This window comes from Solimonas aquatica (assembly GCF_900111015.1).
GTDB lineage: Bacteria > Pseudomonadota > Gammaproteobacteria > Nevskiales > Nevskiaceae > Solimonas > Solimonas aquatica.
Genome location: NZ_FOFS01000002.1, coordinates 63,296 through 89,145 on the forward strand (window position 1 = coordinate 63,296; position 25,850 = coordinate 89,145).

General features: G+C 62.5%; 27 protein-coding genes. 23 read left to right on the forward strand and 4 right to left on the reverse strand.

The window, feature by feature from the left end:
* Positions 1-39 precede the first annotated feature (39 nt).
* Positions 40-432: a PaaI family thioesterase gene (locus tag BMY12_RS02920; protein WP_177188814.1), complete on the forward strand. Its 393-nt coding sequence runs from the start codon at positions 40-42 to the stop codon at positions 430-432.
* Here BMY12_RS02920 and BMY12_RS02925 read toward each other — a convergent pair.
* Together BMY12_RS02925 and BMY12_RS02930 are read right to left on the reverse strand one after the other, a co-directional pair.
* A complete protein-coding gene (locus tag BMY12_RS02925; protein WP_093281828.1) occupies positions 426-1,466 on the reverse strand; it encodes a hypothetical protein in 1,041 nt (346 codons plus the stop codon). The genes BMY12_RS02920 and BMY12_RS02925 overlap by 7 nt on opposite strands.
* 31 nt (positions 1,467-1,497) lie before the next feature.
* A complete protein-coding gene (locus BMY12_RS02930) occupies positions 1,498-2,568 on the reverse strand; it encodes a 2Fe-2S iron-sulfur cluster-binding protein (RefSeq protein ID WP_093281832.1) in 1,071 nt (356 codons plus the stop codon).
* A gap of 166 nt (positions 2,569-2,734) precedes the next feature.
* Between BMY12_RS02930 and BMY12_RS02935 the strand changes: the two genes are divergently transcribed.
* The 4 genes from BMY12_RS02935 to BMY12_RS02950 are packed head-to-tail and all read left to right on the forward strand — an operon-like array spanning position 2,735 to position 6,080.
* Complete coding sequence (locus BMY12_RS02935; protein WP_093281835.1) at positions 2,735-3,763, forward strand: MDR family NADP-dependent oxidoreductase; 1,029 nt, start codon at positions 2,735-2,737, stop codon at positions 3,761-3,763.
* Positions 3,764-3,793: 30 nt separating this feature from the next.
* A complete protein-coding gene (locus tag BMY12_RS02940) occupies positions 3,794-4,915 on the forward strand; it encodes an NAD(P)-dependent alcohol dehydrogenase (RefSeq protein WP_093281838.1) in 1,122 nt (373 codons plus the stop codon).
* A 14-nt stretch (positions 4,916-4,929) separates the two neighbouring features.
* Positions 4,930-5,283 carry a DUF2834 domain-containing protein gene (locus BMY12_RS02945; RefSeq protein WP_093281841.1) on the forward strand — a complete coding sequence of 118 codons (354 nt, stop codon included), beginning with the start codon at positions 4,930-4,932 and terminating at the stop codon, positions 5,281-5,283.
* 35 nt (positions 5,284-5,318) lie between these two features.
* Positions 5,319-6,080 (forward strand): hypothetical protein, encoded by a 762-nt coding sequence (locus tag BMY12_RS02950; RefSeq protein ID WP_218140058.1) that lies wholly within the window; start codon positions 5,319-5,321, stop codon positions 6,078-6,080.
* Here the strand turns inward: BMY12_RS02950 and BMY12_RS02955 are convergent.
* Positions 6,023-6,724 carry a class II aldolase/adducin family protein gene (locus BMY12_RS02955; RefSeq protein ID WP_218140059.1) on the reverse strand — a complete coding sequence of 234 codons (702 nt, stop codon included), beginning with the start codon at positions 6,722-6,724 and terminating at the stop codon, positions 6,023-6,025. The genes BMY12_RS02950 and BMY12_RS02955 overlap by 58 nt on opposite strands.
* Positions 6,725-6,826: 102 nt before the next feature.
* Between BMY12_RS02955 and BMY12_RS02960 the strand changes: the two genes are divergently transcribed.
* Genes BMY12_RS02960 through BMY12_RS03015 form a run of 12 tightly spaced genes read left to right on the forward strand, consistent with a single transcriptional unit; the run spans position 6,827 to position 16,821 of the window.
* Positions 6,827-7,750: an acetaldehyde dehydrogenase (acetylating) gene (locus tag BMY12_RS02960; RefSeq protein ID WP_093281846.1), complete on the forward strand. Its 924-nt coding sequence runs from the start codon at positions 6,827-6,829 to the stop codon at positions 7,748-7,750.
* Positions 7,750-8,778 carry a 4-hydroxy-2-oxovalerate aldolase gene (gene dmpG, locus BMY12_RS02965; protein WP_093282434.1) on the forward strand — a complete coding sequence of 343 codons (1,029 nt, stop codon included), beginning with the start codon at positions 7,750-7,752 and terminating at the stop codon, positions 8,776-8,778. Before BMY12_RS02960 ends, dmpG begins: the two co-directional genes overlap by 1 nt.
* Positions 8,775-10,490 carry an AMP-binding protein gene (locus BMY12_RS02970; RefSeq protein WP_093281849.1) on the forward strand — a complete coding sequence of 572 codons (1,716 nt, stop codon included), beginning with the start codon at positions 8,775-8,777 and terminating at the stop codon, positions 10,488-10,490. The genes dmpG and BMY12_RS02970 overlap by 4 nt, the downstream gene beginning before the upstream one ends.
* Positions 10,490-10,708 carry a primosomal protein N' gene (locus tag BMY12_RS02975; RefSeq protein WP_093281852.1) on the forward strand — a complete coding sequence of 73 codons (219 nt, stop codon included), beginning with the start codon at positions 10,490-10,492 and terminating at the stop codon, positions 10,706-10,708. Before BMY12_RS02970 ends, BMY12_RS02975 begins: the two co-directional genes overlap by 1 nt.
* Before the next feature lie 26 nt (positions 10,709-10,734).
* Positions 10,735-12,009, forward strand: a complete 1,275-nt coding sequence (locus BMY12_RS02980; RefSeq protein WP_093281854.1) for an aromatic ring-hydroxylating oxygenase subunit alpha — start codon at positions 10,735-10,737, stop codon at positions 12,007-12,009.
* Complete coding sequence (locus BMY12_RS02985; protein WP_093281857.1) at positions 12,006-12,503, forward strand: aromatic-ring-hydroxylating dioxygenase subunit beta; 498 nt, start codon at positions 12,006-12,008, stop codon at positions 12,501-12,503. Before BMY12_RS02980 ends, BMY12_RS02985 begins: the two co-directional genes overlap by 4 nt.
* Positions 12,504-12,513: 10 nt before the next feature.
* A complete protein-coding gene (locus BMY12_RS02990) occupies positions 12,514-13,428 on the forward strand; it encodes a VOC family protein (protein ID WP_093281860.1) in 915 nt (304 codons plus the stop codon).
* Entirely contained in the window at positions 13,425-14,177 is a 753-nt protein-coding gene (locus tag BMY12_RS02995; protein ID WP_093281863.1) for an SDR family NAD(P)-dependent oxidoreductase, read from the forward strand. The genes BMY12_RS02990 and BMY12_RS02995 overlap by 4 nt, the downstream gene beginning before the upstream one ends.
* A 17-nt stretch (positions 14,178-14,194) precedes the next feature.
* Positions 14,195-14,515 carry a Rieske (2Fe-2S) protein gene (locus BMY12_RS03000; protein ID WP_093281866.1) on the forward strand — a complete coding sequence of 107 codons (321 nt, stop codon included), beginning with the start codon at positions 14,195-14,197 and terminating at the stop codon, positions 14,513-14,515.
* Positions 14,502-15,185 (forward strand): TetR/AcrR family transcriptional regulator, encoded by a 684-nt coding sequence (locus tag BMY12_RS03005; protein WP_093281869.1) that lies wholly within the window; start codon positions 14,502-14,504, stop codon positions 15,183-15,185. Before BMY12_RS03000 ends, BMY12_RS03005 begins: the two co-directional genes overlap by 14 nt.
* The gene (locus BMY12_RS03010) at positions 15,134-16,042 is read left to right on the forward strand and encodes an alpha/beta fold hydrolase (RefSeq protein WP_218140060.1); all 909 of its coding nucleotides are present in this window, start codon (positions 15,134-15,136) and stop codon (positions 16,040-16,042) included. The genes BMY12_RS03005 and BMY12_RS03010 overlap by 52 nt, the downstream gene beginning before the upstream one ends.
* Positions 16,039-16,821 carry a 2-keto-4-pentenoate hydratase gene (locus BMY12_RS03015; protein WP_093281876.1) on the forward strand — a complete coding sequence of 261 codons (783 nt, stop codon included), beginning with the start codon at positions 16,039-16,041 and terminating at the stop codon, positions 16,819-16,821. The genes BMY12_RS03010 and BMY12_RS03015 overlap by 4 nt, the downstream gene beginning before the upstream one ends.
* 7 nt (positions 16,822-16,828) lie before the next feature.
* Here the strand turns inward: BMY12_RS03015 and BMY12_RS03020 are convergent, their stop codons facing one another.
* A complete protein-coding gene (locus BMY12_RS03020; RefSeq protein WP_218140061.1) occupies positions 16,829-17,596 on the reverse strand; it encodes a MarR family winged helix-turn-helix transcriptional regulator in 768 nt (255 codons plus the stop codon).
* Here BMY12_RS03020 and BMY12_RS03025 point away from each other — a divergent pair.
* The 6 genes from BMY12_RS03025 (at position 17,595) to BMY12_RS03050 (ending at position 25,844) form a co-directional block, all read left to right on the forward strand.
* Entirely contained in the window at positions 17,595-18,797 is a 1,203-nt protein-coding gene (locus BMY12_RS03025) for a phosphotransferase family protein (protein WP_093281881.1), read from the forward strand. The genes BMY12_RS03020 and BMY12_RS03025 overlap by 2 nt on opposite strands.
* A gap of 34 nt (positions 18,798-18,831) precedes the next feature.
* Positions 18,832-19,344: a hypothetical protein gene (locus tag BMY12_RS03030; protein WP_143068818.1), complete on the forward strand. Its 513-nt coding sequence runs from the start codon at positions 18,832-18,834 to the stop codon at positions 19,342-19,344.
* A gap of 402 nt (positions 19,345-19,746) precedes the next feature.
* Positions 19,747-21,144, forward strand: coding sequence for a DUF1329 domain-containing protein (locus BMY12_RS03035; protein WP_093281886.1), 1,398 nt, complete (start codon positions 19,747-19,749; stop codon positions 21,142-21,144).
* Positions 21,145-21,214: 70 nt separating this feature from the next.
* Positions 21,215-22,201 carry a WD40/YVTN/BNR-like repeat-containing protein gene (locus tag BMY12_RS03040; RefSeq protein ID WP_218140062.1) on the forward strand — a complete coding sequence of 329 codons (987 nt, stop codon included), beginning with the start codon at positions 21,215-21,217 and terminating at the stop codon, positions 22,199-22,201.
* Positions 22,202-22,264: 63 nt separating this feature from the next.
* The gene (locus BMY12_RS03045) at positions 22,265-24,364 is read left to right on the forward strand and encodes a DUF1302 family protein (protein WP_143068819.1); all 2,100 of its coding nucleotides are present in this window, start codon (positions 22,265-22,267) and stop codon (positions 24,362-24,364) included.
* A gap of 103 nt (positions 24,365-24,467) precedes the next feature.
* Positions 24,468-25,844 (forward strand): DUF1329 domain-containing protein, encoded by a 1,377-nt coding sequence (locus tag BMY12_RS03050; RefSeq protein WP_245732331.1) that lies wholly within the window; start codon positions 24,468-24,470, stop codon positions 25,842-25,844.
* The last annotated feature ends 6 nt before the right edge of the window (positions 25,845-25,850 follow it).

Genomic DNA, 25,850 nt, shown 5'->3' on the forward strand with positions numbered 1-25,850 from the left:
CCGCTGCCTGGCGCAGCCCCTGACGAAGCCAGGCCCGCGATGCCGCCAGGCTTCCAGGAGATCGGCCATGCCGGCGGATTTTCATTCAGCTTCGGTCGCGTGGGGCTGAATCTGGCCGCGAAGAAAATGGGCTTTTTCGTGGCGCCGCGTCATCTCAACCCGGTGTCGGTCTGCCATGGCGGCGCCATCAGCACTTTTGCCGATATGCAGATTTTGGCGATCACCGGCGATGCCGATCTGCTGACCCGGCACACGCCGACCATCTCGCTGTCGGTGGACTACCTGGCGCCCGCTGCCTTGGGCAGCTGGGTGGAAGCGCAGGTGACGCTGCTGAAATCCACCCGACATATGATTTTCACGCAGGCGCTCATTTTCGCCGACGCGCAGCTGGTGGCGCGTTCACAAGCCATTTATCGCAACGTACGTCAGTGAGGCGGCGCAGCTGCGCGTGCTGCGTTCGACGGCACCGCCTCGAACGACCATTGCAGGTGCACTTTCGCCGTGCCGGTCCACAGCCCCAGCCAGGTGGAATTGCCATTCAATGACAACGGCAGGGGCAGGTCTGGACTGAGCACGTTGCCGCGGGTGGGTGCGTGCCGCAGGATCGTGTTCATCCAGTCCAGAGCCGGAGGCGGCATGGGCTGCGATTCCTGTGTGCGGCTGGTGTGGCCGCCTTCGGTGTACTCAGTGATGCCTTCCGGGCGCGGCACAAAAATGGTCTCCTGCCACATCGGCTGCTGTGGATCCTGGGTGTCGATGACAGCCAGGAAATGCGTGCAGAGCGCCTGTCCATCTGAGGCATTGAGGGTGTCGGCCGAGCGGCGTTCGGAGAACGGCAGGAATTTGTCCTCGCTCTTGTTGTAGCGAACGCCATCAATGCTCATGGTAAGCGTCACCCGCGACTGTTCCGGACAGCCTTTGTTCGCCTCGAAGTAAAGATAGCGCCCCGGCACCGTGTCTTCTTCCAGTGCTTCTGGATAATCGATGGCGGCAAAGATGGCCGCGTAGCGCATCTGAGTATCCTGAAAGCAGGTCGGCTCGGCCTTGCAGCCGTGCAAATCCTCCTGCATGCGACGGTTGAGTGCCATGCGTTCGGCTTCGGTACGGGGCAGCACCAGCGTCTTGCCCGAAGCCTCGATCTGCTTCTTGGCCTGCCGGGCCAGATAGATCGTCTTGGCCTCCAGGCGCCGATTGAGATCGGGGTCCAGAAGATTGCGGACCTGCAGCTGGCCGTCAGAGCGAAGGCGTGTTCGTAGTTCGTAGCGCTGCGAGGTTGTCGCCTTGGACCACTGCGGACCCGGAAAGCGTGGATCGTTCTTGGTCCAGTTCTGTGTGGCCTCCACCGTAGCCAGGAAATAGAGCTCCCGCTCCAGGGCAGCCTCGGCGGCGATTGCCGACAACGGCAAAAGGCTGGCACAGATCACCAGCCGCAGCGCATGCCGAATAACAGTGATGCTCTTGACCATCGAGGTCCCGGCTGCTGCGGCAGTGCGAAGCTTAGCGAGGCTTCGCGGCATGACTCTCGTCAGTGAATTTGTCGTAATGAATGGCCGTGACCGGCATGCCCAGCTTGCCCATGCGGTCAATGGCCGCATCGATCATGCCTGGTGGGCCGCATAGATAGCCTTCGGCCTGAGACCAGACCAGATTGCTCAATGCGCTCGGGATGAAGTCGGTCACCAGCCCCCTTGCGCCAGTCCAGTCACTGTCTGCCGCTTCATGGGAGAGGACCGGGAGGAACACAAACTCCTCGTTCCAGCCCTGCGCCAGTTGCCGGATCTGCTCCAGGCAGTAAAGGTCGGCTTGCGTGCGCGCCCCGAACAGCAGCACGCAGCGCCGTTTGACTCGGTCCTTGCGCGCACGTTCCAGCAGACTCATCAGCGGTGCCAGTCCGGAGCCGCCGGCGATGCAGATCATCGGCGACAAGCCCGGGCGCAGATAGAAATGCCCGTGCGGACCATTCACCGTGATGGTCTGCTCGTCCAGCGCGCCGTTGAACAAATCTTCTGTGAAGGCACCCTGCGGCACCTTGCGGATGAAGAAGCTGACCCGGAGCCGGCCTTCGCGCTCCGGCGCATCGGCAAACGAGTAGCTACGGCCGCGTTGCAGTCCTGCGTGCTGGAGACTGGCGTACTGCCCGGCGAGATAAGGCATGGGGCGGTCGAGCTCCAGCGTGATTTTGACGATGTCATGCGTCAGGGCCTGGCGTTCCAGCAACTTGCCGACATAGTTCTCGGCGGCCGGAGTATCGCTGGCACCAGCTTCGACTTCCACCTGGGTGTTGGCATCCTGGGGAAGGGCCTGACAGGCCAGGATGAAGCCAGCGGCGATCTCCTGCTGCGACAGGGTGTAGCCAAAATCGGTCAGTGCCTTGACCCGGCCGCTCTTGAGCCGGCACTTGCAGGAGCCGCAGGTGCCCACGGTGCAGTTATGCGGAAACGCGACGCCATTGCGCAAGGCCGCTTCCAGCAGGGTCTCGCCGCTGGGCACTTCAAAGCGCGCTCCGAACGGCGCCACTTCTACCATCTTCGCCGTCTTAGGTCCGAACAGCGATTTAAACAATCCCATGCCTGCTCCTCAATAGCTCTGTGTAAGGCCCGTCTGTGCCTGGCGGGCACGGACTCTTGTCGGCAATAGTATGGTGTCATACTATGTCTGAAAAGCACAGGTCCGCTCGCGCCGCAGCGGAGCCGTATGGGGTACAGGATAAGGCGGCGGCGGGAGGAGAGCCCGGATGAACGAGAACAGGCGCGTGATCGTAGCGGAGCGGCCGCGATATATCGTGCCGACCGTCAATTGCTTTCGCCTTGAAACCGCGCCGATGCCGGACTGCGGGCCGGGACAGCTGCGAATTCGTACCCTGTGCCTGTCGATGGATGCACAGCTTTACGCAAAGCTGCAGCGGATCTCGCCGGATGCTGAGCCCATCAGGCTGTATGAGGCGATGACCGGTCCGGCGCTAGGGCGCGTGGAAGCTTCGCTGCATCCCGATTTCTCGCCCGGCGAACTGGTGAGCGGCTTCTGGGCCTGGCAGGACTATGTGGTCAGCAATGGTCGCCGTCTACGCAAGCTCGACTTCAGCCTGCAACGCAGCACGCATGCCCTAAGTGCCTATGGCGCTTCAGCATTTGGTGCCTATATCGCGCTGCAGAAGTTAGCGCCAGCCGAGTGGGGCGAGACCGTAGTGGTCGGTACCGCCCTGGGCGGACTAGGAAACATTGCCAGCCAGATTGCCAAGGCCAAAGGCTGCCGCGTGGTCGGCATCACCGGCAGCGAGGAAAAATGCCAGCGGGGCATGACTGCCTTGGGTCTCGACGATTGCGTCTCATACAACGCCCCCGATTTTGCCGACCGCGTCAGGACGGCCTGTCGCAAAGGCGTCGATGTCTTTGTCGACACCTCAGGTGGCAAGGTGCTGGAAGCCGTGGTGCCGCTGCTGCAGCGCAAGGCGCGTATCGCTGCCTGCGGGCTCATGGCGACGCCGCACTTCGGCGAGCCGGCGTTTCGCGGCCGCTTCCAGAACACCATGAGTTTCATGTTCGAAGTCATCAATCGCCGTATCACGGTGCAGGGCCTGGTGATCTTTGATCACCTGCGTCAGTCGCTTCGCGATTTTCATCGCGACATGAATGCCTGGATTGACAGCGGAAAGATCCGGCCTATGGAAGACATCGTCAGCGGGCTGGAGCAGGCACCGCGCGCTTTCCAGGACATTTTCGAGGGGCGCAACGTTGGCAAGCGCCTGGTGTGGATTAGTGATTGAAGTGCCTTAGATCATTTCAGCGGAGACAGCATGAATTCTTCAGAAGCGAGCATTCGCGCCAGCGCTGCCGTGTTGCGGCAGGTCGGTGGGCCTTTTTTGATCGAATCGGTGGAGGTGGCGGCGCCGCGTGCCGATGAAGTCAGGGTACGAATTGTGGCGGTAGGTATGTGCCATACCGATCTGGTGGCGCGTGACGGCTTCCCGGTGCCGATGCCCATCGTGCTTGGCCACGAGGGTGCGGGCATCGTGGAGTCGGTGGGCAGCGCGGTACAGGATCTGGTTCCCGGTGATCACGTGGTGCTCAGCTTCAACTCTTGTTCCGCATGTCCGAGTTGTGCGGCACAGACCCCCGCTTACTGCTATGACTTTCTGGCGCACAACTTCAGTGGGGTAAGGCCTGGAGACGGCAGCAGTCCGCTGAGCCAGGCCGGCGCTACTGTGCACGGCAATTTCTTCGGGCAGTCTTCGTTTGGCAGCTATGCGATCGCCAATCGCCGGAATACCGTCAAAGTGGATGCCGGCCTTCCTTTGGATTTGCTGGGTCCGTTGGGCTGTGGCATCCAGACTGGCGCGGGTGCGGTGGTCAATTCGCTGGGCCTGAAGAAAGGCGAGTCGCTGGCTATTTTCGGCGGCGGCGCCGTGGGGCTGTCTGCACTGCTGGGCGCACGCGCGGTGGAGGCCGGCACCGTCATCGTGGTGGAACCCAATGAGAGTCGGCGACTGTTGGCACTCGAATTGGGGGCGACGCATGTGGTCGATCCGAAGAGCGAGTCCGATGTCCTTGCGAAGATCAAGGCACTGGCTGGCGGCGGTGTGCGCCACGCGCTGGATACCACCGGTATCCCGGCCGTAGTGGCAACTGCGGTAGAGACCATGCTGCCCAATGGCATGCTGGGTCTGATCGCGGTGCCGCCGCCCGATGCGATGCTGCCCGCCAACATGATGAGCATGCTGGTGCGCGGCGTCGGCGTGAAATACATCACCGAAGGCGATGCCGATCCGCAGACCTTCATCCCGCGCATGCTGAGCTGGTATCAGCAGAACCGGTTTCCCTTTGATCGACTCATCACGCGCTTTCCCTTCGCGCAGATCAATGAAGCTGCCAAAGCGTCGGAGAGCGGCGCGGCGATAAAGCCAGTACTTATCCTCTGAACAAAGGCCTGAACATGTCTGTTTCGATCAAGCATCTCCTCTGGATCGCGCTGGGCGTCGTGGCACTGCTCACCACCTGGCCCTATGGCTTCGACTGGATGCGCGCCGGGGGCAATATCTTCAATCCAGTCGCCTTCTTCGGTGACGCAATCAAGGCGGGTGGTACCGCTGCGTTTCTCAGCATCGACATGCTCGTGGCCTGGGTGGTGTTCATGATCTGGGTGGTCTTCGATGCGCAGCGCATCGGTATGGGCGCGAAATGGGGCTGGTTCTTCGTGGCGCTCTCCTACATCGGCGTGTCCTTCACCTTTCCGATTTATCTGGTGACGCGCGAACGCTTTCTGGACCGGCGCCAGCGTCAGGCTTGAAGGCCGCGTACTCGAATCGACGGGGAGTGCATGAGATGAACCTGAGGTCGCAGAAGGCTGGACTTTGGTGCACCTGGATTTTCTCCGCCTTGACGGCGGTGGGTTGGCTGGGCATCGCGCATTTCTACCAGCCCGCGCCGGCGGATCTGGGCCTGGACGCCACCAAGCTGTGGTTCAGTGACACGCATCGCTGGGACACGCTGATTGGCTGCAGCCTGTTCTACATCGCGGCTGGTTTTCTGACGCCGGGTTCGATTCAGTTCGGACTGATGCTGGCCAAGATCGAGGGACGCTGGCCACTGTGGTCGCTGACCACCGCGGTCTGCGGTGTGTTCATTTCACTGATCGTGTTTTTCAACGCCTGTGCCTGGCTGGTGGCCGCCTATCGTCCGGAGACGGGTGCGGATGTGATTCAGTCCTGGAGCGACTGGGCCTGGTTTGCCTTTCTGCTCGGCTGGATTTACTTGTCGATCGAGATGCTCGCCACCGCCGTGGTGGAACTGCAGGATCATCGCGAGCAGCCGATGGTGCCGCGCTGGTTCAGCTGGTTCACCGTCGCCGGCGGTGTGGCCATCGTGACCGCCGCAGGACCCGCGTTCTTCAAGAGCGGGCCATTTGCCTATCACGGCCTGCTAGCTTTCTACATGCCGGTTTTGGTCTGGGGCATCTATCTCAATGGCACTGCCTGGTTCATGTATCGCGAGCTGGAGCGTGAGGCACTGGGCGGTGCGCTCGGCGTTCAGGCCGGCAGCAGCTCGGGATCGCCGGCGGTCAGATACTCCCACATGCGCTCGTAGACACGACCGGTGGTGACCTGGCGCGCAAGGGTTTCCGCTGGACTCAACAGAGTGTGATCGCCGTCCTGGCCCATCTGCATGAGTGCAACTTCGACGCGCGCCGCCTCTTCGAGAAACCAGGACAGGGCCAGGGCTTCGACAAGATCGGTGCCCAGCACCACGGCGCCGTTGGCACGCATCACGATGGCCTTGCCGCCGTCGAGCTGCGCGGCCAGACGCTCGGCCTGCGGCGTGTCGCGCAGCAAGCGCGGGTCGTCCCAGAACGCTGGCTGCGGCGCAAAGTATGCGCCGAAGCCGTGGCGCGGCCGGGGCGTGCGCCGCAGCAGGCCTAGCAGACCGGTCTGCGGCGGCATGATCCGGCAGATCGCGCCGATTTCGCCGCGACGCGCATAGACCGCCTGATGAATCCGCACCTCGCCCAGCACGCCGTCGGGTAGCTCGCCGCGCACCGGCACTACGCTGCCGTCCTGTCCTGGCGCGATCGTGCCCATGGGCTGCGGCGCGCAGACCAGGAATTCGTCGACGCTCAGCCGCACGCTGCAGTGTCCGTAAGCATGCACCAGTACGCCGCGCGCCAGGCCGCGCGCGGCCAGCCGGAGTTGTCGCTGCTGTTCGCGCAACGGTGCCAGATCTTTCATTGTCATTTACAAGCCATCCAGCCGGAATGTTGACTGATATTCTACCATCCGATATGGTGCCATACCACATCAGTATGTCGGCCTGACGCCGGCCTCACGGGGGAGAGCATGAGCAAGATCCGCTGCGCGCTGATCGGCTCCGGAAATATCGGAACCGATCTGTTGTACAAGCTCAAACGCAGCGCGCTGCTGGATCCGGTGTGGATGGTCGGCATCGATGCCGGCTCCGAGGGACTGGAGCGCGCACGTGACCTGGGGCTGAAAACCACGGATCGCGGCGTGGAAGGACTGCTGCCTCACGTGCGATCCGACCAGATCCGCATTGCCTTCGATGCCACCTCGGCCTATGTGCATGCCGACAATGCCCGCAAGCTGCAGGCTCTGGGCGTGCGCATGATCGATCTGACGCCGGCCGCGATTGGCCCCTACTGCGTGCCGCCAGTGAATCTCAGCGCGTCACTGCTGCGCGATGCCGCCAACGTCAACATGGTCACCTGTGGTGGGCAGGCCACCATTCCCATGGTCGCAGCGGTGTCACGCGTGCAGGCGGTGGCTTACGGTGAGATCGTGGCCACCGTGTCCTCGCGCTCGGTGGGCCCCGGTACCCGAAAAAACATCGATGAGTTCACGCGCACCACGGCGCGCGCGGTGGAGAGCGTCGGCGGCGCGGCGCGCGGCAAGGCGATCATCATCATCAATCCGGCAGAACCGCCCTTGATCATGCGCGATACCGTGCATTGTCTGACCGAGGCAGAGCCCGATCAGGCCGCGATCCGCGAGTCGATCCAGCAGATGATCGAGCAGGTCCAGGTCTATGTCCCCGGCTATCGCTTGAAAAACGGACCGGTGTTCGACGGCCGCCGCGTGTCGGTGTTTCTCGAGGTGGAGGGGCTGGGCGACTATCTGCCACGCTACGCCGGCAATCTCGACATCATGACCGCCGCCGCCGCGCGCACCGCGGAGCTGTTTGCGCAGCAGATGCGCGAACCGGCGATGCCGCGTGGCGAACGTCCGGGAGTCTGCCAGTCATGATGTCTCTCGACGGCAGCAAGGTGCGGGTGCATGACATGTCCTTGCGCGACGGCATGCATCCCAAGCGACACCAGATCAGCATCGAGCAGATGAAGACCATCGCTTGCGGGCTGGACGAAGCCGGTGTGCCCTTGATCGAGGTGACGCACGGTGATGGCCTGGGCGGCGCCTCCGTCAATTACGGCTTCGCCGCAGCCTCCGATGAAGACTATCTGCGCGCGGTCGTGCCGCTGATGAAGCGGGCCAAGGTCTCGGCGCTGCTGCTGCCCGGCATCGGAACAGTCGACGATCTGCGCATGGCGGCCGACTGCGGCATCGCCACCATCCGCGTCGCCACGCATTGCACCGAGGCCGATGTCGCCGAGCAGCACATCGTCATGGCGCGACGCATGGGGCTGGATACTGTGGGTTTTCTGATGATGGCGCACATGGCCGAACCGCAAGCCATCGCCGCGCAGGCCCGGCTGATGCAAAGCTATGGTGTCAACTGCGTCTATGTCACGGACTCCGCCGGCTACATGCTGCCGGCGGACGTGAAGGCGCGGATACACGAGTTGCGCGAAGTGCTGGCGCCGGAAACCGAGATCGGTTTTCACGGCCACCACAATCTGGCGATGGGCGTGGCCAATTCCATTGCGGCAATCGAAGCCGGCGCCACCCGCATCGATTGCGCCTGCGGCGGCATGGGCGCGGGTGCCGGCAACACACCGATGGAAGTGTTCGTGGCGGTCTGCGAGCGGATGGGCATCGAGACCGGCGTGGATCTGTTCAAGATCATGGACGTGGCCGAGGACAGGGTCACGCCGATTCTGGATTTTCCGGTGCGCATCGACCGTAACGCGCTGACCCTGGGTTACGCCGGCACCTACTCTTCGTTTCTGCTGTTCGCGCGTCGCGCCGAAGCCCAGTACGGGGTGTCGGCGCGTGACATCCTGATCGAGATGGGGCGCCGCAAGACGGTGGGCGGACAGGAAGACATGATTGAAGATGTCGCCCTGGATCTGGCGCGCGAACGGAGCGGTGCATGAACGCCGCGCAAGACTTCCTGGCCGCACGTGAGTTCCTGCTCGCCCAGGATCAGCAGCCCGAGCGCGCCTACCGTGACTTTCGCTGGCCTGAGTTGCCGGAGTTCAACTGGGCGCTGGATCATTTCGATCACCTCGCCGCCGGCAACGACGCCATCGCGCTGTGGATCGTCAACGAGAACGGCGAAGAGCGGCAGTGGAGTTTCGAGCAGCTGCGCCAGGCCAGCAATCGCGCCGCCAATTTCCTGCGTGGCCTGGGCGTGCGGCGCGGCGACCGCGTTCTGCTGATGCTGCCGAATACGGTGGAGCTCTGGGAAATCACGCTGGGGGCAATGAAGCTGGGCGCGGTGCTGAGTCCGGCCACCACCCTGCTGTCGCAGGCGGATCTGGCGGACCGCATCAGCCGGGGTGCGATGAGCGTGGTGGTGGCCCAAGCCGACTGCACGCAGCGCTTTGCCGGCATCGCCGGGCACTGCACCCGCATCGTGGTCGGCGCCGCGACTGAGGGCTGGCTCGACTATGCGTGCAGCGCGCAGGCGTCGGCGGTGTTCAGCGCCGATGCGCCGACCCGCGCCGGTGATGCCCTGTTCCTGTATTTCACTTCGGGCACCACCAGCAAGCCGAAGATCGTGATGCACACCCATCGCAGCTATCCGATCGGGCATCTGAGTACGCTCTATTGGCTGGGCCTGCGGCGCTTCGACATCCATCTGAATATCAGTTCCCCGGGCTGGGCCAAGCACGCCTGGAGCTGTCTGTTCGCACCCTGGACCGTCGGTGCGACGATCTTCATCTACAACCAGGGACGCTTCGATGCGGCCCGGACGCTGGCCACGCTGGTGCGCTGCGGTGTGACGAGCCTTTGCGCGCCGCCCACTGCCTGGCGCTCGTTCATTCTCGAAGATTTATCGACCTATCCGGTGAAGCTGCGGGAACTGGCCAGTGCCGGCGAGCCGCTCAATCCTGAAGTGATCGAGCAGGTGCAAGCGGCCTGGGGTTTGCAGATTCGCGAGGGCTATGGTCAGACCGAGTCCACCGCGATGCTGGGCAATCCGCCGGGGCAGGCACTGCGCCATGGCTCCATGGGCCGGCCGCTGCCGGGCTATCACATCGAGCTGATCGATGGCGAGGGCCGGCCCGCAGCGGAAGGTGAGCTGAGCGTGGCGCTCGACGCTGCGCGATCGGGTCGGCCTGCCGGCATCATGGCGGGCTACTTCGATGAACCTGAGCGGACCGCGCGCGCCCTGGGAGGGCCTTATTACGGCACCGGCGATTATGCGCGGCGTGATGCCGATGGCTACTACTGGTTCGTTGGCCGCATCGATGATGTGTTCAAGAGTTCCGACTACCGGATCTCGCCCTTCGAGCTGGAGAGCGCGCTGCTGGAGCATGAAGCAATTGCCGAAGCGGCGGTGATCGAAAGCCCGGATCCGAAGCGCCTCTGTGTGCCCAAGGCCTGTGTGGTGCTCAAGCCCGGCCTGACGGCCAGCCGGCAGCTGGCGCTGGAGATTCTGCGCTTTGCACGTCAGCGCCTGGCGCCCTACCAGCGCATCCGCATTCTGGAATTCCGCGAGTTGCCCAAGACCGTGTCCGGCAAGATCCGCCGCGCCGAGCTGCGTGCCGAGGAGGCACGTCACCGGGCTTCATTGGCTCGTGCCGCTCAGGAATTCTTCGATTCCGATTTCACCGAGCTCAATGCGGGAGGCCAGCGCTGATGAAGCCGTCGCCAAACATTGTCATCGCGGCCAGCGGGCAACGCCGCCGCGTGATGCAGATTCAGGTCGAGGCCGTGATGGTCTGGTTCCGCTGTCCGCATTGTGATGCGGAGCTGGGTGGTCATCCCTGCGATCCGCGCGGCCAGCAGGATCTGAGCTGCAGCCAGTGCGGTGGTAGCTTCGACATTCCGCCGCAGGCCGAACTCTGCTTCGTCTAAGGAGATTCCCGAGTATGGATTTGTCGATGGCGCGTGCATCCCCTCTGGTGTGGAACGATCCGCAGGCCGGTCGCTTCCGCGTGGCACGCCGCAGTTTCACCGAGTCTGCAATCCTGCGCGAAGAGTATGAGCGCATCTTTGATCGCTGCTGGCTGTATCTGGGGCATGAGTCCGAACTGCCCAAGCCCGGCGATTTCGTCACCCGCACCATTGCCCGCCGCAGCGTGCTCTTCACCCGCGATGCCAAAGGCCAAATCCGCGGCTTCTTCAACACCTGCCCGCATCGCGGCGCGCAGATCTGTCGCGAGCGCAAGGGCAATGCCAAATCGCACCAGTGTTTCTATCACGGCTGGGTATTCGGCGCCGATGGTGCCTTGAAGAGCCTGCCGGGCAGAGAGAGCTATGGCCCGCAGTTCAGCGAGCAGGGACAGGCGGATCTGGTGCCCGTGCCGAAGCTGGAAGCCTATCGTGGCTTCTGGTTCCTGTGTTTTGACCGCAATGCCGAAACGCTGGCCGACTATCTGGCCGGCGCCAAAGCCTGGATAGATCTGATTGCCGACCAGTCGGAGGCTGGCATGGCAGTGGTCGGGGGCACGCAGGAGTATCAGATCCGTGCCAACTGGAAGCTGCTGACGGAAAACTCCATCGATGGTTATCACGCCATCAACACCCATGCCACTTATGTGGACTATCTGAAGAACATGAAGGGCGGTCTGTCGCCGGTGCCCTTCGAAGGCACCGGCTACGACCTTGGCAATGGCCATGCGGTGATCGAATACAAGGCCCCATGGGGGCGCCCGGTGGCGCAGTGGATTCCATTGTGGGGCGAGGACGGCAAGCGCGAGCTGGAGGCGGTCTACCAGCGCCTCTGCCAGCGGCACGGTCAGCAGCGCGCGGATCGCATTGCCTTCCTCAATCGCAATATGTTCATTTTTCCGAACCTGGTGATCAACGACATCATGGCGATCACCGTGCGCAGCTATTTTCCGACCGCACCCGATGCCATGCAGGTCTTCGGCTGGGCACTCGCCCCGCAAGAGGAGAACCCCTGGGCACGCAAGTTCCGCCTGTCGAACTTCCTGGAGTTCCTGGGGCCGGGTGGTTTTGCGACACCCGATGACGTGGAGGCGCTGGAGCAATGCCAGCGCGGCTACGAGGCGATGAAGGAAGCGCCCTGGAATGACATCTCCAAGGGTATGAACAAGGCCAGGGCCGATTACGACGACGAACTGCAGATGCGGGTGTTCTGGAGCGAATGGCAGCGCCGCATCAGCGAGGGGCAGAGCCCAAGGGCAGCATGATGAAAGACGTGCAGAGCGTGACGCGTGAGCAGGTGGAGGACCTCATGTTCCTGGAGGCCGAGCTGCTCGACGAGTGGCGGTTGCGGGAATGGCTCGCGCTGTTCACGGACGACGGCGCCTATTACGTGCCGACCACGGACTGTGCGCCGGATGCTTCTCCGGATTCGGCCTTGTTCTATGTCGCGGATGATCGCTTCCGCCTGGAACAGCGCGTGGAAAGACTACTGAAGCGCACGGCGCACGCGGAATTTCCACGCTCTAAGACCCGGCATCTGGTGAGCAATGTCCGCATCCGCAGCCGCGGCGAGCAGGAACTGCAAGTCGGGGCCGCCGTCATCACAAACCGGACCAAGATGGGGCTCACCGAGACTTATATCGGCAGTTATCGCTACCGCATCGTGGCCGGCGAAAACGGCCTGCGCATCAAGGAAAAGCGCTGCCTGCTGGACATGGACGGACTCAAACCCAATGGCCGCATCAGCATCATCCTCTGAGACTGCAAACATGAGCGTCGAGTCCGCTGCATCCCCGCTGCGCTACAAAAGGCTGGCCTATGTCGCGCTGAACGTCAGCGATCTGGCGCGCAGCACGGCGTTTTATCGCGATCTGGTCGGACTCAGCGTGAGCGAAAGCTGCGAGGCGTTCGTGGCTTTGCGCTGCTCGCGCGACCATCACAATCTGCTGCTCTATCGGGGCCGCCAGCCGGGTATCAAGCGGGTCGGATTTGAACTGGACAGCGTGGCGGAGCTGGCTACGGCTCGGCGCGAGCTGGAGGCGCTGGGCCTGAGTGTCGAGGCGCTGTCCAAGGAAGAGCTGAAGGCGCTGCGCACCGTCGATGCGTTGCGCTTCCGTCTGCCAGGCTGCGGCCTGTGCATCGAGCTTCTGGTGCAGATGATGCACATGGCCGAGCCTTACCGGCCGACCGTGAGCAAGATTGAGCGACTGGGGCACGTTGTGCTCAATGTCCGCGACTTCCAGGCGGCGATGGACTGGCTCTGCGGCAAGCTGGGCTTTCGTGTCTCGGACCTGGTGCCCGAGTTCGCGGCGTTTCTGCGCTGCCATCCCAATCCCCTGCATCACTCCTTCGCGATTCTGGCCGGCGCGGAAGACCATCTGAATCACATCAATTTCATGGTCACCGATATCGATGACATCGGCTGCGCGATGAACCGTATCAAGAAGGCTGGCGTGGAAGTGGTGTTTGGTCCCGGGCGGCATCAGCCTTCGGAGAGCATCTTCCTGTACTTCCAGGATCCCGATGGCATGACCGTGGAGTACAGCTTCGGCATGGAGAAGTTTCCCGAATTCGGTGCCCGTGAAGCGCGTTTGCTGGAGCCGGTACCGGCGACGCTGGACAGCTGGGGCAGCGTGCCCGCGCCAGGATTTGGCAAGACCGGCCGTATCGAGACGCCGGCATGAAGCTGCGCGACCGGGTTGCGGTGGTCACCGGCGCTGCGCGCGGCATCGGCTATGCCATTGCCGAACGCTTTGCGGCAGAAGGCGCGCGGCTGGTGATCGCCGATCTGGACGCCGAGTCGCTGGAGGCTGCCGCGCGGCGTCTGCGCGACAAGGGTGCGAGTCTGTATGCGGAAGCGGGTGATCTGGCGAACCAGAAGGTAGCGGAGCGCACGATCGGCGCGGCACTGCAGCACTTCGGGCGACTCGACATTCTGGCCAACAATGCGGGCGGTGGTGTGCTGCGTCCGTTTCTGCAGCACACGCCCGAGACCCTGCGGGCGACGCTGGATCGCAATCTGTGGAGCTGCATCTGGTGTTGCTGGTACGCATTGCCGCTGATGAAGGCGCAGGGTTATGGACGCATCGTCAACCTGGGTGCTGATTCGGTACGCAACGGGCTCTGGGATCACGCCGCATACAACGCCGCCAAGGGTGGCGTGCACGGCATGACCACCGGGCTGGCGCGTGAGTTCGCCACGGACGGCATCACCGTCAATACCGTGGCGCCCTGCGTGATCAACACCCCGCAGTTGGCCGAGGTGCAGCTGCGCGACCCGGCGCTGGCACAAAAGGTCACCGGCATCGTACCCATGGGCCGTGCCGGCGAGATGCACGAGGTGGCCTCGATGGTTGCCTATCTTGCGAGTGAGGAAGCGGCGTTCGTGACCGGACAGGTCATCAGCGTCAACGGCGGCACCACCATGCTGTAACAGCCCATACCTTGATCATGTCCAGCCTCATCATAAAAGCCCTGTTCCCAGCCTCCGAACTACTCGAAGGCGAAATCCGCAAGGTGGCGCTGCCGGATGGCCGTCACCTCGCCCTGTACAACCTCAACGGCGCGTACTACGCCACCGATGATCAGTGCACGCATGAAAAAGCCTCCCTGGCGGAGGAGGGCATGATCGACGGCGATCAGGTGATCTGCGGTTGGCATCTGTGTGGCTTCGACATTGCCACGGGAGAAGCGGCCGTGTCGCCCTGCAGCGAGCCTTTGCAGACGTATCCGGTGCGGATGATCGACGGGATTTTGCATGTCGAACTCTGAAGTGGAGATTGGGGGTGTACTGGTGCCGATGCCGCGTCCGACGCGCGGTCGCCGCACGAAAGCGGGGCCTCGACGGACCCAGGCCGAGCGTTCGGACGAGACGCGCGCACGCCTGCTGGAGGCGGCTGCCGAGGTCTTGCGCCGCAAGGGTTACGCCGGTCTGCGCACGGATGAGGTGGCTCATGTCGCCGGTGTTTCGCGCGGTGCCCAGCAGCACCATTTCCCCAGCAAGGACAGCCTGGTGCTGGCCACTGCAGCGCACCTGATGCGTACCGGGATGCAGCGCGGCCAGCGACGCGCCGAGCAGCTCGAAGGTGAAGCGATTGAGGGCATCATCCAGGACGCGCTCGACTTCTTTCTCGGCCGCGACTTCAGCGTGATGCTCGATCTGGTGCTCGCCGGCAGCAAGGATCGGGTGCTGCGCGAAAAGATTTACAGCTACACACGCGAGAGCCGCCTCGCGGTGGAATCCGCTTGGCTGGAGGTTCTGTGTGAATCGGGGCTGCCGCGTGCCAAGGCCGAGAAGGTGCTGTGGCTGACCATCAGCATCGTGCGCGGCCTGGCCGTGCGCGCGCTCTGGCAGCGCGACGATGCCCTGTTCCGCAGCCTTCTGGATGAGTGGAAGCTGATTCTGGCCGGCCATCTGCGCGGCGAAGGGAGAAAAAAGTGAGTCTCTGGCTAGACCTGTTAGGTGTCGAAATCCGTTATGTCGACACGCCCAGCTATGGACGTATCCGCGTGGCGGAAGCGGGTCGCAAGGATGCCCCCGCGATCATTTTCCAGCATGGCATCGGCGGTCATCTGGAAGCCTATTGCAAGAATCTGCTGCCGCTGTCAGATCAGTTTCGCTGTATTGCTTTCGACTATGTCGGGCATGCCCTGTCGGCGCGCAAGTCGATGGAATACACACCGGTAACGCTGGCTGAGCAGTTGCGGGAACTGCTGGATGCGCTGGGCCTGGAGCGGGTTCATCTATCCGGCGAATCCCTCGGCGGCTGGGTGTCGGGCTTCTTTGCCGCGCGCTATCCGCATCGGACGATGCGGCTGATGCTCAACACTGCGGCCGGCATTCCCATCGTCAGCGACAAAGGCCTCGCCGATATGCAGGATCTGATGGAGCGTTCGCGTAAGGCGGCGGGTTCGGCGCCGACCTACGAGAGCGTGCGGCATCGCATCGAGTGGCTGATTCATCCGTGCCACCATGATCTGATTAGCGACGAGCTGGTGCGCCTGCGCCTGCATTACTACCGCATGCCGGAGGGTCTGGAAGTCAGCCCGATGGTGAATCGCATGCTGGCGCGCCATGACGAGTTCCTGCTGCCCTTGGAACAGATCCAGGCCGACACTCTGCTGCTGTGGACGCGCGACAATCCGATTCATGATCTGGACTGCGCAAAAGCAGCCTTGCCACGCCTGCCTCGCGGCCGCCTTTACGTGATGGAAGCCGATTCGGCGCATTGGCCGCAATATGAAGCTCCCGAGGAGTTCAATACGGTGGCGCGCAGCTTCTTTGGAGCGGCGTCATGAGTGATGTGGACCGGGCTGCCGAGTGCCTTTATCAGGCCTATGCCAGTGCGCAGCCCTGCGCACCGGTGCGGGAACTGATCGGTTCCGTGGACGTTGATGCTGCCTATGCGGTGCAGGAACGCAACACCAGGCGCTGGCTTGCGCAAGGGCGGCGTCTGGTCGGACGCAAGATCGGACTGACCTCGGCCGCGGTGCAGCGCCAGCTCGGTGTTGATCAGCCCGACTACGGCATGCTGTTCGCCGACATGGCGGCGAATGACGGCGAGCCGATATCACCGCGGGCAGTCTTGCAGGCCAAGGTCGAGGCCGAGGTGGCCTTCGTGCTTGGTTCGGATTTGAAAGTCGAGCAGCCTACCGTCGCCGACGTGATCCGTGCGCTGGATTGTGCGCTGGTCGCCATCGAGATCGTCGGCAGTCGTATCGCCGACTGGAACATCCGTCTGGTGGATACGGTCGCCGACAACGCCTCCAGCGGCATGTTCGTGCTGGGCAATACGCCGCAACGACTCCACGGCCTGGATCTGCGTGATTGCGTCATGCGGATGCGGAAGGGAGAGACCACGGTATCCACCGGCGTGGGGCATGCCTGCCTCGGGCATCCACTCAATGCCACGCGCTGGTTGGCGAAGAAAATGGTGGAGGTTGGGCGCCCCCTGCAGGCGGGGGACATCGTGCTGTCGGGTGCCTTAGGGCCGATGGTGACGGTGGCGCCGGGCGATGTTTTCGAGGCCCATGTCGAGGGCCTCGGATCGGTACGCGCGGCGTTTGCGGAAGCTTGAGCGAGCCTCAGTCCTCCTCGCTGCCAGGGCTGCTGCTGGGGTTGAACTGCGAGATCGCGAGCTTGATCTTCTGCAGATTGCGCAGCAGCTCGGCACGTTCGGCGGTGCTGATGTCAGCCAAGATCTGGCTGTTGAAATCGTGCTCCATCACTGTCATGCGCTTGATCAGCGTTTGCGCGGGACGGGTTAGATAGACGCGTTTGGCGCGCTTGTCGGCGGGGTCGGACCTGCGCTCCACCCAGCCGCGGCTCTCCAGATTTTCGATGACATCGCCAAGACTGGCCTTGCCCACGTCCAGCACGTCGGCGAGCTGGGTCTGCATCATGCCGTCATGGCGCGAGAGGTGCGCCAGCACCCACCACTGCGCTCGCGTGATGCCCAGCGGCTTCATGAACTGGTCATAGGCGGCTCGGCGCATGCGCGAGACGTCATGGATGAGAAAGCTCAGGCGAATGGCCTGACGTGAAGCGTCACTGTCGGCAACCTGTGCGCCGGAGTTTTCGTCGGCGGAGGCCTTGACCGGCGTGCTGCTGCGGGCCCGTGGGGCTTGCTTGGCTTTGACGACCTTGCCCGAAGCTGCAGTTTTACGAATGCGTGTAGCCATACTTTTCTTCTCAGGTTTGCAACGGGGGAATCGGAAAATTCTAGCAAAGGCTAAAGAAATGGTGATATGGTTCCATACGACATAAAGCTCCTCGCTGGGAGCACTGCGAACGGCTTTCAGGCGTCGCCGGAAAACAAGGCCCTCTGAGGCCATTCGGAGGATTAAGGCCATGCTTGCCATCGATGGAAATAAGGATCGACCCTCTCCGGCGTTCATCGCTGAATTGCGTAGACGCTTTCCGACCGAGGTCGAGGTTGATCGCGTCCTGACTCGCAAGCTGCAGTGGCGTGCAGGACCTGGTTACCGACCGCTGCCGCTTGCCACGCTGATCGAAGGGGTGGCCCGACTGCTGCGTACGCAGCTGCAGACGCCATTTGCGATCAGCGATGCACGCTGGCTGGCTGGTGGTGCCTCAAAGTTGCAGATGGCATTCATGCTGGAGTGGCATCGTCCCGGTGCTGGTGAGCAGCGAACACCGATGGTTTTACGGATGGAGCCTGCAGAATCCATTGTCGAAACCAGCCGCATGCGTGAATTTCAGCTGATAAAAGCACTTCTTGGCACCGTGCCGGTTCCGCCAGTGTTCTGGTGCGACGCCGAGGCTGAGTATCTGCCGTATCCGGCCCTGATCTACGGGTTTGCACGCGGTGTGACCAAGCCAGCAACATCGAGCAGTGGTGTCAGCGGCTTGGGTACGCATCTGCCGCCGGAATTGCGCGCGCGGCTGGCGCCGCAATTCGTGGAGCACCTGGCGCGCATCCATACCTTCGATTTTCGTAAGGCCGAGCTCAGCGCCTTCGATGTCCCGTCACCCGGAACGCAGTGCGCGCAATGGGGTGTGAACTGGTGGGAGCGGGTCTGGGAGGAAGATAGCGACGAGGATGTGCCCCTGCTGCGCCTTGCGGCGAGCTGGCTGCGTCGCCACGCGCCGGCTCTGGACCGTGCGTCCATCGTGCATGCCGATTTTCGCGTAGGCAATTTTCTCTTCGAAGAGGACAGTGGCGTCATCACAGCCTGGTTGGATTGGGAGCTTGGACGCATCGGCGACCGGCATCAGGATCTGGCCTGGACCACCAGCCGCGCCTTTGGTCATTACGCCGAGGCGGGAGGTCCGTTCCTGGTTTGCGGTCTGCTCGACGAGGCGCAGTTCTTTGCTGCCTATGAGCGTGCATCGGGTCTGAGCGTGGTGCCTCGCACCGTGCATTGGTACAAGGTTTACAACGCCTACATGATGGCCGTGCTGCTACTGGGCACCGGCTATCGCATTGCCAGAAATGGTAAGACGCATCAGGACGTGCTGGTGACCTGGCTCATGGGTATCGGCTACATGTTGCTGGATGAAATGCGTGAACTTATCGAGCGGGGAGCCTGAGATGCAGATGCGAGCCGAGGTGCAGATCCGCAGCATGATCAAGGCGCTGAGCGAGGTGGTGCTGCCGGCCGTCGACGCCGGCAATCAGCTGGCGCAGGAGCAAACGAGGCTGACCATTGGCATGTTGAATCTCATGGCGCAGCAACTACCGCTGCAGTTTCGTTTCGACTGCGATGAACTCGCACGATTGCTGGAGTTTTCCCGCCAACTGTGCGAGCAGACGCAGGGTGGTCCCGGCTGCGAAGCTGCTCGTGCGGAACTGGCGCAAGGCAGCGAACACGCTGCGGAGGTCTTGCAGCGTGCGGCGGCCGGGCCTTCGCAAGTCGAGCAGGCGGTGCGCGAACTGCGGCGTTTAAGTGGCGTGCTGATCGGCGTCTGCAGCAGCGCAATGAACCTGGAGGGGCAGGATCGAGTTGCGCGGCTGGTGCTGGCCATGTCCAAGGCTCAGCTGCTGCGTGATCGTGCTTGGCTGCTGCCCCAGGGCTGGGAGCCCGATCCGCAGGCGTTGCCGCCAATCACTGAACTGCTGCGCGATACGAAGCCCTGAGCAAAACGAGGTTTCACCGTAGGCGTATGCCGCCGATCTGGCAGAGCGCATTCTCCAGAAATGCCTGCGGGTTTATCAAAAACAGCTTGACGACAAAATATTGATATGGTTCCATATCAATAGACACTGCCGATCCGGCCATATAGACCGGACGCGCAGGCGGAGGAGAAAAGTCAAAATGCCAAAAGCGATTACGCAGTCATGGGGATTTCTGCGTGTTGGGCTAGTCGCTTTGTGCGGCAGAGTTCTGGCCAGTTCTGCAAATAACGATATGGCACACAACGTTATTACTGGCAGCATGCCCCAGCTCGTATCCGACTCTTCAGGCTGTTCCTCTTTTCGTCATTGATTCGCCGTTTGACCGGCGGATTTCCTGGTATCGCGTGCACGGAGGTGGTTCACATGCGCATCAAGAGGTATGACTTGGATTTCGGGCGTCGTCAGCTGATGAAAAATGCCGCGCTCGGTCTGGGCGCCGGCGTGCTGGCGCCACTATGGCCAACCCTGGCCCGCAGCGGTGAAGTTACGAAGGCCTATCCTGACGAACTGCTGAGCATCGAGTTGCAGAGCAAGGGCAAGATCAAGCCCGGCGATACGCTCAACGCCAGCAACGTCGATTCAGTGAAGCACCTTCTGGATCCGATCAAGTACAAGCAGATCAAGGAAATGGGACGCATAGCCAAGATTCGCGCGCCCACCGCCAAGATTGAAGAGATGTTTCCGTATGCCTACCTGCAGGCCACGCTGAAGAACTCGGGCCGTGGTGCTTTCGATGCTACGGGCAATGTCATCGACAAGCAGACCGGTGGCCCCTGGCTGGGCGGCAATCCCTTCCCGGATCCGAAGACTGGCGATGAGGCGGTGGCCAACATCACCTTGAGCTGGGGCCGTCATGATGTGTCGCAGTATGCGGTGCGCTCGTTCTCGCTCAATCCCGACGGCTCCGACGCCTATACCTACGATCTGTACTGGACGGAGCTGAACACCACGGCGCGCACGGAAGGCGATCCGGTGTTCGAAGGCAAGAAGGACATGCTGCGCTTCCAGTCGGTGTTCTTCACGGCACCGCAAGAGCAGGCCGGCGCCTCCTTTCTCGTGCCCTGGTACTACGACCAGCGCAAGTTCCCGGACATCTACGGCTATCTGCCGCAGTTCCGCCGTATCCGGCAGTTCCCGGCCAACCAGCGTTTCGAGCCGCTGGTTCCAGGCATGTCGTTCTTTCTCTCCGATGCCTGGGGAGCGGGCGATCCGATGCTCACCTGGGGCAACACCAAGATCGTCGGTCGCGGACCGATGCTGGTGGCGCTCGGCGGCAACTGGCGCGGCGAGGAAAACGCGAACTGGGAAAACCAGCATCGTCACGGCGGGCCAAAGGGGCGCAGCTTCATGGAATGGACCATGGAACTAGCGCCGGAATGTCTGGTGATCGAGTCCGAACCCACGGGCTATCCGCGTTCGCCGGTGGGCAAGAAGCGCATGTGGGTCGACGTCCGCAATTCGGCGCTGGTGGCCTATGTCACCTACGACCGTCGCGGCGAACTGTGGAAGCAGGTCGATCCCTGCTTCGGTCCGCAGGTGCAGGGCAAGGTGGCCAACAAGGATCGTCACGGCTATCCCAACTGGTCCTGGACGCAGGTGGTATTTCACGACATCCAGTCGGGCCGCATCGATCTGTTCAATCACGTCAAGCAGATCTCCGGCGGCTATCAGAGCCGCTATGAGGCGCCCAACGGCGACGAGAAGGGCGTTTACGACAAGTTCTGCACCCAGGCAGCCATCGCCCGACTGGGCGCGGTCTGAGGCGGCGCCAGACGCCCGCACAAGTCCCGGCGGGATCGCCCGCCGGGACCGAGACGGAGATTGAAGAATGATGAGGCGAAAGATCTGCCTGACGCTGGCGAGCGCGCTGTGTCTGATGGCAGCGATGCAGGTGCGTTCGGAGTCGAAATCCCCGCTGATCGCCTTGCGCGCGGAAGGCATTGCGCATTCGGCGCTGTTCGGGCTGGCCTTCGATCGTGATCGCGGCGTGGCGGTGGGTGCCGGCGGCGCGGTGCTGAGTTCCACCGACGGTGGCCTGAGCTGGCGACGGGAAGCGCAGAGCGCCACCGAGCTGGCGCTGCTTGCAGTGGCGCGCAGCGGCACGCACACCATTGCAGTCGGCCAGATGGGCACCATCCTGCTGCAAGGCCCGCAAGGCTGGCAGCGCGTCGACAGCGGTGTACCGGCGCGGCTGCTGAGCATTGGCGTGAATGCCAATGGCATCGCAGTGGCCGGTGGACAGTTTGGAACCGTGCTGCGCTCATCTGACGGCGGCAACAGCTGGACTTCCGCTGCGCCCGATTGGTCAGCGATGGCCAGCGCCGATCACTTCGGGACGGGTGAGCCGACAATCTACGCCGCAGTGGTCGAGAACTCCGGGCGGGTGACGATAGCCGGTGAGTTCGGCGTGATCATGCGCTCTGAGGATGGCGGCAAGAGCTGGCGCACGATCCGTCCCGTGGACCCGGCGGCGCCCACGCTCTCGGCGCTTTACATCACGGCTGCAGGATCTGGGAACAGCTACGCCGTGGGTCAAAGCGGAGAGCTACTGGTATCCGGCGACGGTGGCGAGACTTGGCAGCGTCGGCCTACGCCCACTGATCATAACCTGCTGGGTGTCGCTGCTTTACCAGACGGGCAGGTGGTGGTGACTGGCATGCGCGCGATGTTGCGCAGTACGGATGCCGGGGCCAGTTGGCAGCTGGTACGCGAGGGCGATAGCACCACGGATTGGTACCAGGCGGTTCGGGCCCTGGATGGTGGGGGGCGCGTGATCGCAGTGGGACATTCGGGACGAATCATTCAAATCGGCGGCTGAGCGTGCCGCAAGAATGCGGCGCCCCGCAGTGGCGCGTCGCCATCCAAGTGAGGGGAACAATAAATGCAGAAAATGTCGGAGGTGGTTTTAACCGTAACTCTGGCGCTGGCTTCGTGCGCGGCGCAGGCGGGCGGTGGCAGTGGCTTCGAGTTGTTTGGTGGCGACTTTTCTTACAACGGCCTGCTGCGCGTCGAAACCGCCATCAGCACCAGCGGTGAAGCTGCGCCAGCGAATCAGTATGGTGATCCGGCCAACGGCGTGGCGATCCGCCGCAACGCTGGCAATCCGGTGACGGGCTGGCAGTCGACGCTGACGCCGCAGGGCCTGAACGATCTGCTGGGCGCCTTGAATCTCAATCTGCCAACGGTTGCGCCCAACCCTTTAGGCGTGTCCGATTCCGTGGCTGGCGTTGCCGATACCGTCACGCGCTACGTTCCTGCCCGCACGCCCCAGCTGAACTACCACATCCTGCGCTTCGAGGCGACGCCAAGCTTGAGCTGGGGCAACATCTCGCTGGTGACGCGACTTCGCGCCATCTATGACCCCGGCAGTCTCGGCTACGACGACTTCGACTATCGCGACTATCGCGGCATCAATGGCGGTATCACTGGCGGCTATCCGGACACCTACCACGGCAAGCCGAGCTACTACCAGTATCCAGTTGATGGCAAGAAGAACCCGATCTTCTTCGAGCTGACTGGCCGCAACTACATGGTGGATCTGCCGGCCCTGATTCTGCAGTGGACCAACGGCCAGACCACGGTGCGTCTGGGCAATCAGAGCGTGGCCTGGGGACAGCTGCTGTTCTTCCGCGTGATGGACGTGGCCAACGGCCTGGACCTGCGCCGCCACCTGATTCTGGATCGTGGCCTCGAAGAGTACGCCGACGAACGCATGTCTGCGCCGGGCCTGCGCATCACCCACCAGGTCAATGACGAGATTCTGGCAGACGCTTATCTGCAGCAATTCATTCCATCGGTGCTGCCGAATCCCAACACGCCGTACAACGTGGTGGCATCGCAGTTCACCATTCATGACCGCTACTTTGCCAACGACAATAACAAGGACGTCAATTACGGCATCCGCCTCAAGGCCGATTACGGCACGTATTCGATGCAGGCGATGTACTCGCGCCGCTACAACCAGCTGGGCGCGATCCGCTGGACCAAGAGCGGCGTAAACAAGCCGCTGCCTAGCAGCAACACCCTGGGTGCGGTGTTCAACCAATACTGCAATCTGACGGCGCCCCTGCACGGTTATCAGTCCGGCAACGGTTGTGGACCCTTCCTGGCAGATACCGCGTTCGAGGCTTCACCGGCGGGCGTGATGTCGGCGGAGGAGTGGTACAACTACGCCGGCTACACCAAGCTCGACGGCATCGGCGGCCTGAACGCGGCGGTCGATGATTTTCCGGCTGCGCAACAGTTGCTGGCGCAGAGCGTGGGTCGCGATCCGGATGCAGCCAACAACGAGCTGGATGCGTTCTTCATGGCGGCGGAAGGGCTGCGCGGGCACATCGAGAGGACCTATCACCCCGAGAACGTGTTCGGCATCGGCGGCAGCTACATGACCGAAGCCGAGCCGGGTTCCTTCTTCGATCAGATGATCTTCAATGTCGAAGCGACGCTGACAAAAAACAGAACCTTTACCGCGCCTGATCTTCGTCATTCCTTCATCAAGCGTGACGATGCGCAGATTGGACTGGTGGTGGAAAAGTACCAGCGCTTCAGCACCGAGTTCCCGGCGACTTACCTGGTGTTCCAGTATCTCTGGCAGAAAGAGAGTGACCTGTTCGGCCTGATGCTCGACGGCTACGGCAGCGAGAACTTCAGTGATCAGGGCGTGGTGCTCAACAAGAACGTGCCGACCAAGCAGAACCCCCGGATCGTTCCTGGCATCAACGGCGCCAACTATGCGGTGTTTGCCTTCCTGCAGCCTTGGCCGGCCTACATCTGGGCGGTGAGCGGCGCGGCGCTGATCGACATGCAGGGCGGCGTGCTACTGCAGCCCAGCGTTCAGTGGAAGCCGCGCGGCGATATCACCGTCGACCTGTTCTACAACTATGTGGATGACAGTGCCTGGGGTAACAACGCCAACCGCAACATCATGTCCTTCATTAACTTCGCCGACGAAGTCGGTATCCGCTTCGGCTATCAGTTCTGATGCGCCAGCCGCGCGCGATTGCCGTGGCGCCGTCCTCCTCGGCGTCATTTACGGACGACCGGTTCGCCGGTCGTCTGTCTTCCTTGCCCACAGGTCAGACGACGTGAGATTCCGCCGATACACGCACGATTACAGCCGGCGGCATTTTCTGCAGCAGGCGGCACAAGGCCTGTTCTCGACAGGTGTACTGATGCCGACGTGGGAGGCCATTGCGGCCAGCGGCGATGTCAGCCGCGCCTATCCGGAAGAACTGCTGTCGATCGAGAACTATACAAAGGGGCGGATCAAGACTGGCGACGAGATCACCGCCGCCAATGTTGAGCATGTGAAGAGTCTGCTGGAGCCCATCCGCTACGAGCAGATCGTCAAATACGGCCGCCGCCTGAAGGTGGCGCCGACCACCACCGACGTGATGCGCCTGTCGCCTTGGGAGTACACGGAGGCTACGCTCAGCAATGCCGGCAAGGCGCGCTTCGATGCGGCCGGCAATGTGGTGACCGCCGAGGGCAAGCCCTGGATCGGCGGTAATCCGTTTCCCGACCCCAAGAGCGGCATCGAACTGTTTGCGGCGCAGACCCTCAGCTGGGGGCGGCACGACGCAGCCTTCTACGCACTGAAGATCAGTGATGTGAACCCGGGTGGCGATGTCGCTTTCCGCTACGCCGGGGGCTGGACCGAGCTGTCGCCGGTGGCGCGCGTGAGTCTCGATCCGAAACCGTACTGGCCGATGCACCAGGACAAGCTGCGCTTCCAGTCGGTGTTCTTCACGCTGCCACAGCAGTTCCGCGGCACCTCGTTTCTCAACATCTGGGATTACGACCAGAACACTTTTCCGCTGCTCTACGGATATGTCGCGGAGTTCCGGCGTATTCGCCAGTTTCCGGCGGATCAGCGCTTCGAGCCGCTGTTGCCCGGCACCACCTTGTTCCTATCCGATGCCTGGGCGGCGGGTGATCCGCTCAATACCTGGGGCAATTACCGGATCGTGGGCCGCGGCCCGTTCCTGGCCGGCCTGTCCGGCTCCTGGAACGCGGATCATCCCAACTGGGAACACAACACGCATGGTGGCCCCAGGAATCAGACCTTCTGGGACAGCACCGTGGAACTGATTCCGGAAGCGATCGTGGTGGAGGCCGAGCCGGTGCGATTTCCCCGGGCGCCGGTGTCGAAGAAGCGGGTCTGGTTCGATGCCCGCAACCAGGTCGTCGTCGGCATGGTGACCTATGACCGCCGCGGCGAGCCTTACCGCTCCTTCGACGGCGCCTACAGTCTCTACGAGCGCGGTGCCAGCAAGGTGATGGATGGCAAGCATCCGTACTGGAGCTGGTGTCATCTCACCTGCTCGGACATCCAGACCGGCCGCGTCACGCGCATCGAGCAGGTCCGCAGCATCGAGGGCCACAACACCGTGGCGAACGATCAGTCCCTATATGACAAATATCTCACCCAGGCGGCGCTGATCCGTCTCGGCGCAACTTAAAGGCTC